Raw genomic sequence first — 8,222 nt, forward strand, 5'->3', positions numbered from 1 at the left:
GGTCCAGGGCCTGGATCTGGGACTTCTCGTCCACGCACAGGACCAGTGCCCGCTCCGGCGGATCGAGATACAGCCCCACCACGTCGCGGACCTTGACCACGAACAGCGGGTCCCTGGACAGTTTGAAGGTCTCGGCCCGGTGTGGCTGGAGTCCAAATGCCCGCCAGATCCGGGAGATCGCCGACTGCGACATACCGGTGGACGCGGCCATGGACCGGGTCGACCAGTGGGTAGCGTTCTTCGGTGTCTCCTCGAGTGTCTTGACGATCACCCGCTCGACATCTGCGTCGGTGATCTTGCGTGGCACACCCGGCCGCGGTTCGTCGCACAGGCCGTCCAGCCGGCGCTCGAGGACCACGCAGCGGTCCAGGACCTCCTGGATCCGGTCCAGCTTCGTCTCGCGTTCCGGTTCTGGGGATTCCTTCCACGTCCTGGTGCGCTGGAAGGTGACGTCGCGCCGGGCGAGCAGGCAACGCAATGCCTCGCGGCCGATACGAATGATGCGGCCGCCGCCGGTTGGTACGTGTACGTCGAGCCTGTACGGAGCTTCTACACTTGTTGCCCATGGCCGGCATGGTGGTTCCGGAGCGCATCAGGCGGGCGGTGGCAGTGCTGGACGTGCAGCCGGCCGACCGGCTCCTGGAGATCGGTTGCGGCGGCGGCGTCGCGGTCGCGCTGGTCTGCCCGCTGCTGACCACGGGGACGATCACGGCCATCGACCGTTCCCAGACGGCTACGTGCCGCGCCGTGCGGCGCAACGAAGGGCCCGTCAGGGACGGCCGGGCCATAATCGCGACGGCAGCCTTCGCCAAGCCCAGCCTGACGACTGTGGGTCTTACCGGTCGACGTTTCAACAAGATTTTTGCGATCAATGTCAACCTGTTCTGGACCGGCCCGGCACACGCCGAAATGGCGCTCGCCGCAGAGCTCCTGGCACCGGGCGGCACCCTGTACACGTTCTACGAGCCGCCGAGCGCACGCTTGGACGAGATGGCAGCAAAGGTCGCCGACACCTTCGCCGCCGGCGATTTCACCGCGGAGGTGGTCCATGTATCACCGGTCGTGGGCATCGTAGGCCACCGAGTCCAACAGCGCTCCCCATGACAATCCCTGCATGCCGCCTCGGATGGTCACCTGCCCGCCGGTCATCACCGAGTCCTTGCCATGCAGTCGCGGGCGATTGAGAGGCCGGACGGCCGCCGCCTCGCCCACTGGCCGTGCCCAGTCGTCCAGCCGCTGTCCATGCTCCGGCCTGGCCGCGCCGCCGGTTCGGGGACGCGTGCCGCTCTCGCGTTGCCGCCGTGGCCCCGCGCAGAACCGCTGCGCTGGCCTGCGCGGCGCCTTGTCGCGGGCCGCTGACCCGGTCGTGACCGCCCTGCCGGGTTCCGGCCCGCTCCGGCAAAGGTGTCCATACCACCGAGGCAGGAACCATGCACTCGTTCTGCCGGCGGCTGGCCGACCATGCGGGTCGCCACGTGCCCCAGCAGGCCGACAATGTCTGGCCGACACGGCCAAGATCCTTCACGACCGCTACCGCAACCCGTAGCAGTTGTACCGGCCGCAGTCGCGCCCTGGCGGCCGGGAGACCCGGGCCATTGGCTCCCGCCCGCCGCGCGGGTGTGCAGCCGCACGTAGCGGTCAGCGTTGGTGGCGAGGTCAACCCGGCACGGCGGCGGCCGGGCGCCGCCGCCGACGACGCGGTGACAGTACACGCAAGTGGCCTCGTCCAGCTCGCACACATTGCCGGGCCACGGTGCTATTGACGCGAATCCGTGCTGACTTCCAGCGAGGGACGGCGCGCGCTCAGCTGCGAAAGGGAAAGCGATGCACATATCTGGACCGAGAGCGGGCCGTCGGGTCGGTGTCGCCGTCATCGCCGCGCTGGTGACCTGCTCGACCGCTCTGACCGGGTCCGACCGCGCCGCGGCCGGAGGTCCCGCACCCTCGGTGCCGGCCACGAACCTGGACTGGGAACCCTGCATAAAGGGCAGCCCGTACGACTGCGCGACCGCGAAGGTACCGCTGGACTACGACGAATCGGATGGCCGCACCATCGACCTGGCAGTCGTCAGACGGAAGGCGACCGGCCCCGATCGGCGCATCGGCACCCTGTTCTTCAACCCCGGCGGACCCGGCGGGCCCGGCACGGTCCAGATGCCACAGAACTACGAGGACTTCCCCCGCGAGGTGCGGGAGCGGTTCGACATCGTCAGCTGGGACCCCCGCGGCATCGGCAACAGCACCGCAGTGAACTGCTTCGACAGTCCCGAGGAGGCCGCCGAGTGGAACGCGAGCAAAGCGGCGGGCTTCCCGGTGGGCATGAAGGAGCGAAAGGCCTACTTCGCCGCCTACAAGGAGCTGACCCGGCGCTGTGAGCGGAAAGACCCCGAACTCCTTCGTCATACGGCAACCGGCGACACCGCTCGAGACCTCGAGCAGCTCCGGCGGGCGGTGGGCGACAAGAAGCTCACCTACTACGGGCTCTCCTACGGCACGATGCTGGGCGCCACCTACGCCAATCTCTTCCCCGGCACGGTCCGCGCCATGGTCCTCGACGGCAATTGGGACCCGCAAGCCTGGACGAACCACGACTCCGACGACGCCCGGAGCACGTCGTTCCAGCGCTTGGGATCGGGCCGCAGCGCGGAAGCAACCGTGAAGCAATTCCTCACCCGGTGCGGGAACACCACCACCGCCCGTTGCGCGTTCTCCGCCGGCAGCCCGATGGCGACCCGGGACAAGTTCGACCAGCTGTTGCAGCGGCTGCGGAAGGATCCCGTGGACTCCTGGACCTATGCCGCCACGGTCTCTGACGTGGTGAACAGTCTCTACGTCCCCGGGGCTCGCAAGCCCGCCGGCAGGCTGCAGGACCTGTGGCAGGGCCGCGCGCCCGAGCCGACTCCTCTCCCGCCCGGACCACCGGTCCGCAATCCGAATCCGTACCTGGGCGAGGAACAGAGCAGTGCGGTCTTCTGCGGCGACAGCCCCAACCCCCGTGATCCCGACGCATATCACACCCTCGCAGAGGCCAGCGCCGCCCGTTCGGGTGATACCGGACGCCACTGGGTGTGGGCCACCGCGGGGTGCACCTTCTGGCCGTACGCAGAGGACCGCTACCGCGGCCCGTGGAACAAGCCGACCGCGAACCCCATCCTCGTAGTCGGGAACACCTACGATCCCTCCACTCCGCTCTCGGCCGCGCAGACCATGGCCAAGGAACTGGCCCACGCCCGCCTGCTCACCTACGACGCAGTCGGGCACACGGCACTGCTCAACCCGAGCAGTTGCATCCAGGCCTACGAGAGCCGCTACCTCATCGACGGCACCCTCCCGCCGGTCGGAACAACGTGCCAACAGGACACGCCTCTCTTCGCCGCACCCAAGAAGGACACGCTGGCCGAGACCGGCCGGAACGACACCACCCCCTACCTCGCGGCCAGTGCGGCCCTCCTTCTCACCGGCGGCGCACTGATGTTCGCCGTACGCAGGCGCCGCACCGCTACCTGACCTCTCCCGACTCAGACGGTGCCGGTGAATCGGACCCTGCAGAGTCACTCGAGGCCCAGTGCGGCTGAGCTGGGTGTTGTACCAGCGGAACGTCCGCCACGGACGTGCCTCCCGCAGCAGTCCGAGCGGCACCGACGGCCACTCCAGGTCCTCTGCCACCGCGTCATCACCGCGCCGGCCACTCAGCCTTACCGGCGCGGCCACCGCTGAACCCATCGGACCACCAACTCCTGCGATTTCCGAGGCGCCTCACTGGCCGCCAAACGCCGGGGTCCGCGATGACGTGCTGGCGGCGGCTTGCCACGTGGAACAAGCCCGCCGTGTGGGACCGGGTGCATGCCGTGCTGCTGACGAAGCCGAGGGCGGCGAACAAGCTGGACTGGTCCCGGGCGGTGATCGACTCCAGCCATGTCCGGGCCGCTCGATCGGGGCCCAAAAACGGACCGGGCCCGGTCGACCTCGCACGGCCGGGCAGCAAGCACCACGTCCTCGTCGACGCACAAGGCATCCCGCTCGGGGTGTCGCTGACCGGCGGCAACCACGCGGTCCTCCGGTCAAAGTCGACGTGCGGCGCTCCGGGCGATACGTCTCAGACACGACGTTCCGCAGTGAGCCGCTCCAGTACTTCCATGTCCGGTACGTCCAAGGCCGGTATCCGCAGCCACTGGAAAGGGAATCCGTATGCGCCGGCCTCGCGGTCGCGGAACTCTATGCGCAGATGAGCACCGAGCTCGTCCTCGTCGTCACTGGCGTGGACAAAGCTGTAGCGCAGCACGGTCATGTCCTCCCACGGTATGTGGGTGCTCTGGTAGTGCAGGCCGTCCCAGAGAGCGGTCACGGGACCGAACTCCACCTGGCCTCCTGCCGCCAGGGTGGCTTTGACCTTGGTCAGCTGCGCTTCGGTCACGCGAGTGCGGATGTGAGCCAGCAGCGGCCAGATGGTGGAGGAGGGGCGGTCGGCGATCTGACCCGTCCGGAAGACGGCCCCCGGGGTGGTGACTGGCGGGTCGGCCAGTCGGGACATCACGACGGTGCCGTCGGCGAACTCCAGCTGCTGAATGTAGACCCACTGCGTCACGACTGCGTCGCCCTCGGTGGAGTTCTGCTCGATGTCATTGGCGAACCACACGTGAGTGACCTCGGCCCAGGGATACACCCGAGAGGCGAGGGCCGCAGGCCCGTCGCCGCCATCGTCCGCAGCCAGTACGAGACCGCTGTCCAGCACGGAGAGCGTCACCGTCCGCGGTCCGTCAGAGTCGTTGATCTGCCCGGCCAGCACTCCGTGCACGGGATCCGTCGACAGGTCCTGCCCCGAGGGAACTGCGCTGACGCCCCGTGATGTCCGCTTCCTCGCCCACCAGCGTGCCATCCGCCACTCCTCCCGAGAACACCCACGGTCGTGAGTTCCGAGCGCCGGAATCTGCACGGCGCGCCACCGCCGGCAACCTCCCCAGGCCCCGGCCTTTCCATTCGGATCACCCTGTCATTCCTGGCCGCCTCCGGGGAGAGTGGCCGTTGACACCTTCCGCGAACCGTCAGGCGGGTGGGCTGTGCGGCGCGGCCCGTGCGCCTCGTGACCGCGGCGGGCCTGCCGACGCTGCTGCCACGGCGTAGGCGGTGGTCCTGCTGGTCACGGCGTTCTGGGATGGTGTGTTTGCTGCCGACGCCGCAGGTAGCGGCGGTTGCGACGTGATGAGCACGCTTTGTCGCCGCTGAGTTGTCCGGCCGGGTCGGGAAGTTCAGCGGGAGCGGTCCAGCCGGAACCGTTGGTGTGGTCGGTTGTGCTGCACGAGCGCCATCCTTGGCGTATCTGATCCCTCGTTCGATCTGGCCACCACAATGATCGCGTGGGGGCTTGAACCGCGTCGGCCTTCTGTGCTCTGTCGCATCACGCTCCTTCTCACGAATCCTCAACCGGTGTCAGTGGCGATGTGTACGCGGTCGATGTCCGCGTCATGGAAGACGGCAAGGGCCTGGGCCTCGGCTTGGATTGCTTCTCGCTCCTGTGCGGAGAGGGGACGGAGTGGGGTGATGTCGAGCTGTTCGTCATTCCGGGTCCAGGTGGCGGCGACGCGTCCGTCGACGAGGACGGCGCGTTGGCCGGCGACGGACAGGCCGAGGTGAGCGTCGTCGATGATGCGGCTGCGGGTCTGGTAGCCGAGGATCGCGTTGTCGAATGCCGGTAGGAACCTCACGGGTGCGGGTGTATCGGGGTGTGGGCGTGGTGCGTCTGGCAGGTCAAGTAGTTCGCGCCCGTGTTCGTCGCGGAAGGTGACGAGTTCTTGGCGGATGGCTTTGACCGCGGCGGGCAGTCCGGTGAGACCGCACCAGGAGCGGATGTCCGCGGTGGTGGCGGGCCCGTAGGCGGCGAGGTAGCGCCGCACGAGCTGCTGCCCGACAGGATCGCTCTCGTCGCAGGAGAGTGGAGCGATGTCACGCCCGAGCCAGGTGGCCAGGGGCAGGTTGTGGACACCGGCCGTAGTGCGCCACAGGCCGCGGGGAGGGAGTTGGGCCATCGGGATGAGGGCGGCGACGAGCAGTTCGCCCAGGACGCGGCGTGGGGGCGCGGGCCAGCGGTCTTCGAGTGCCTGGACGAGTTCGGTCATGGTGCGAGGCCGCTGGTCGGCCATGACTGCCCTGCCTGCGGCTGCGACCTCCTCCAGGTCGACACCTGCGAGTTCGCCTCGGTAGGTGGCCGTAACCCGCTGGCGCAACATGGAGTCGTGGCGCGCCCGCCAGGCCAGTGTGTCGTCGGCGGTGACGAGGTGGACGGTGCGGCGCATCAGGTGCGTGCGCACGACCTCGCGTCCAGTCATTGCCTCGTCCAGTTCCTGCGGCTTGAAGGCGTGCAGCCGGGACCACAGGCCGGTGAAGGGTTCCTGGGGTTGTTGCGCCTGCATCCCGCACAGGTGCGCCACGGCGTCGCGGACAGGCGTGTCCCTGCGGTCGAGCAGGTACTGGCGGGCGAGGGTGGCTCGGTTGAGGGCGCGTGTGTCGAGGACAGTCATGCTCTTCTCACAGGTGTCGCCTGCGGACGGTGGCCCGCTCTTCTTTCGCTCGTGCTGATCGGTCCGCCGCGAGAACGCGGCGGACCTTCTGTGTCGTTTGGCCGGCCAGGCGGTCAGCCGTTGTAGGGAACGGTGACGTCCAGGACCCAGGTGACGCCGAAGCGGTCGGTGAGCATGCCGTACAGCGGTGCCCACTGTGCGGCTTCCAGGGGCCGCACCACCGCCGAGCCTTCCGACAGCTTCTGCCACAGGGCGCTGATCTCGTCGGCGTCGTCGCCGCGCACGGACACGAAGAACGGGTTGTCTCCCTGGGTCCAAGGCAGCTGGGAAGGCACGTCGTAGGCCATGATGTGGAAGCCGTTGCCCGCGACGACCTCACCCCACATCACCCAGTCCGCCTCGCTCTCGTTCTGCACGTTGCCGGCGTCCTTGTAGGTGACGGCGATGGTGCGCCCACCGAACACCAAGTGGTAGAAGTCCAGCGCTTCACGCGCGGCGCCCCGGAAGTTCAGGTGGGTGGTGGTCGTGACAGCCATGAGCTGCTCCTCGTCTTCGTTCGGGTGTGCGCCGCCGCGGGGAGATCCGAGCGCGGCGAAGCCGCCGTGACCTGGAGCGATGCTCCCTCGGTGGCTTTGATCTCACCATCACAGAGGTAGCGGACAGGATGTGTCCTGTATTTTCGGCAGAATGGCAGTGTGCAGAAAACGTCTTCGCGGCTGCTCACGCTGCTCTCGTTGCTCCAGACCCGCCGTGACTGGTCCGGCGACGACCTCGCCGAGCGCCTCGGCATCACCCCGCGCACGGTGCGCCGCGACGTCGACCGACTGCGGGAACTCGGGTACCCGATCCTGACCTTCAAAGGGCCCGCCGGCGGCTACCGGCTGGATGCGGGCTCCCATCTGCCTCCGCTGCTGTTCGACGACGACCAGGCCGTCGCCCTGGCCCTCGCCCTGCAGAGCGCCGCCACCAGCACCATGATCGGCGAGGACGCGGCACGCGCTCTGGCCACCGTCCGCCAGGTCATGCCGCCCCGTCTGCGCCACCGGATCGACCTGCTCCGCGTCACTGCCGTGCGACCGCCCGAGACCGACAGCGCCGCGCCGGTCGACTCCGACACCCTCGTGGAGCTGGGCAACGTCATCCACGCCCGCGCGGAGTTCCGCTTCGACTACGGGCACGACCGCGCCGCCACCGCTGAGCATCCCCGCCGCACGCAACCCCACCACCTGATCACGTGGCGCGGCCGCTGGTACCTCGTGGCCTGGGACCTGGACCGTGAGGACTGGCGGGTCTTCCACGCCGACCGGATCCGTCCCCGCACCCCCACCGGCCCTCGCTTCGCCCCGCGCGATATCCCCGGAGGTGATGTCTCCGCCTTCATCACCAGCCGATTCCGCGGCAACGACGGCACCCACACCGACTGGCCCTGCCAAGGCGAAGTCATTCTCGACCTCTCCGCCACCGCCGTCGCCCCCTTCGCCCAGGACGGCACCGTCGAAGCACTCGGCCCCGGCCGATGCCGCCTCACCCTCGGCTCCTGGTCATGGACCGGGCTGGCCGCCACCCTCGGCCGTTTCGACACCACCATCGAAGTCATCGGCCCGCGCGAACTCAGCGACGCATTCGCGCAGCTCGCCACCCGCTACGCCGCTGCCGCCCGCAACACCACCCCACCCTGACCCCGGCAAGGATCCAGTAGGAATCCCG

The 8,222-nt window shown here is 68.7% G+C and carries 6 protein-coding genes and 2 pseudogenes; 4 read left to right on the forward strand and 4 right to left on the reverse strand.

All coding sequences use genetic code 11. From position 1 onward, the window contains the following. Positions 1-349 (reverse strand): annotated as a pseudogene (locus AC068D_RS28385) (helix-turn-helix domain-containing protein); the annotation flags it as partial. A 215-nt stretch (positions 350-564) separates the two neighbouring features. On the opposite strand from AC068D_RS28385, the gene AC068D_RS28390 reads away from it, so the two are divergent. The 3 genes and pseudogenes from AC068D_RS28390 to AC068D_RS28400 form a co-directional block, all read left to right on the forward strand. Further along, complete coding sequence (locus AC068D_RS28390; protein ID WP_478825941.1) at positions 565-1,104, forward strand: SAM-dependent methyltransferase; 540 nt, start codon at positions 565-567, stop codon at positions 1,102-1,104. A 720-nt stretch (positions 1,105-1,824) separates the two neighbouring features. Then, positions 1,825-3,507: an alpha/beta hydrolase gene (locus AC068D_RS28395; RefSeq protein WP_478825942.1), complete on the forward strand. Its 1,683-nt coding sequence runs from the start codon at positions 1,825-1,827 to the stop codon at positions 3,505-3,507. Positions 3,508-3,776: 269 nt separating this feature from the next. Beyond that, positions 3,777-4,046 (forward strand): annotated as a pseudogene (locus AC068D_RS28400) (IS5/IS1182 family transposase); the annotation flags it as partial. Between the two features lie 50 nt (positions 4,047-4,096). On the opposite strand, the gene AC068D_RS28405 reads toward AC068D_RS28400, so the two are convergent. The 3 genes from AC068D_RS28405 to AC068D_RS28415 all read right to left on the reverse strand — a co-directional run bounded on the left by AC068D_RS28405 (position 4,097) and on the right by AC068D_RS28415 (position 7,051). Next, the gene (locus AC068D_RS28405) at positions 4,097-4,876 is read right to left on the reverse strand and encodes a hypothetical protein (RefSeq protein ID WP_478825943.1); all 780 of its coding nucleotides are present in this window, start codon (positions 4,874-4,876) and stop codon (positions 4,097-4,099) included. A gap of 541 nt (positions 4,877-5,417) precedes the next feature. Beyond that, positions 5,418-6,515, reverse strand: a complete 1,098-nt coding sequence (locus AC068D_RS28410) for a winged helix DNA-binding domain-containing protein (protein WP_478825944.1) — start codon at positions 6,513-6,515, stop codon at positions 5,418-5,420. Positions 6,516-6,628: 113 nt separating this feature from the next. Then, a complete protein-coding gene (locus AC068D_RS28415) occupies positions 6,629-7,051 on the reverse strand; it encodes a VOC family protein (RefSeq protein ID WP_478825945.1) in 423 nt (140 codons plus the stop codon). Positions 7,052-7,210: 159 nt separating this feature from the next. Between AC068D_RS28415 and AC068D_RS28420 the strand changes: the two genes are divergently transcribed. Then, on the forward strand, positions 7,211-8,194 hold the full coding sequence (locus tag AC068D_RS28420; protein ID WP_478825946.1) for a helix-turn-helix transcriptional regulator: 984 nt from the start codon (positions 7,211-7,213) through the stop codon (positions 8,192-8,194). Positions 8,195-8,222: the final 28 nt, after the last annotated feature.

The organism is Streptomyces sp. NPDC043861 (genome assembly GCF_056435905.1).

What these genes read in the sequence shown, in the direction of transcription:
- AC068D_RS28390 (WP_478825941.1), top strand. Translation starts at nt 565, where the DNA reads ATGGCCGGCATGGTGGTTCCGGAGCGCATCAGGCGGGCGGTGGCAGTG.
- AC068D_RS28395 (WP_478825942.1), top strand. Translation starts at nt 1,825, where the DNA reads ATGCACATATCTGGACCGAGAGCGGGCCGTCGGGTCGGTGTCGCCGTC.
- AC068D_RS28405 (WP_478825943.1), bottom strand. Translation starts at nt 4,876, where the DNA reads ATGGCACGCTGGTGGGCGAGGAAGCGGACATCACGGGGCGTCAGCGCA.
- AC068D_RS28410 (WP_478825944.1), bottom strand. Translation starts at nt 6,515, where the DNA reads ATGACTGTCCTCGACACACGCGCCCTCAACCGAGCCACCCTCGCCCGC.
- AC068D_RS28415 (WP_478825945.1), bottom strand. Translation starts at nt 7,051, where the DNA reads ATGGCTGTCACGACCACCACCCACCTGAACTTCCGGGGCGCCGCGCGT.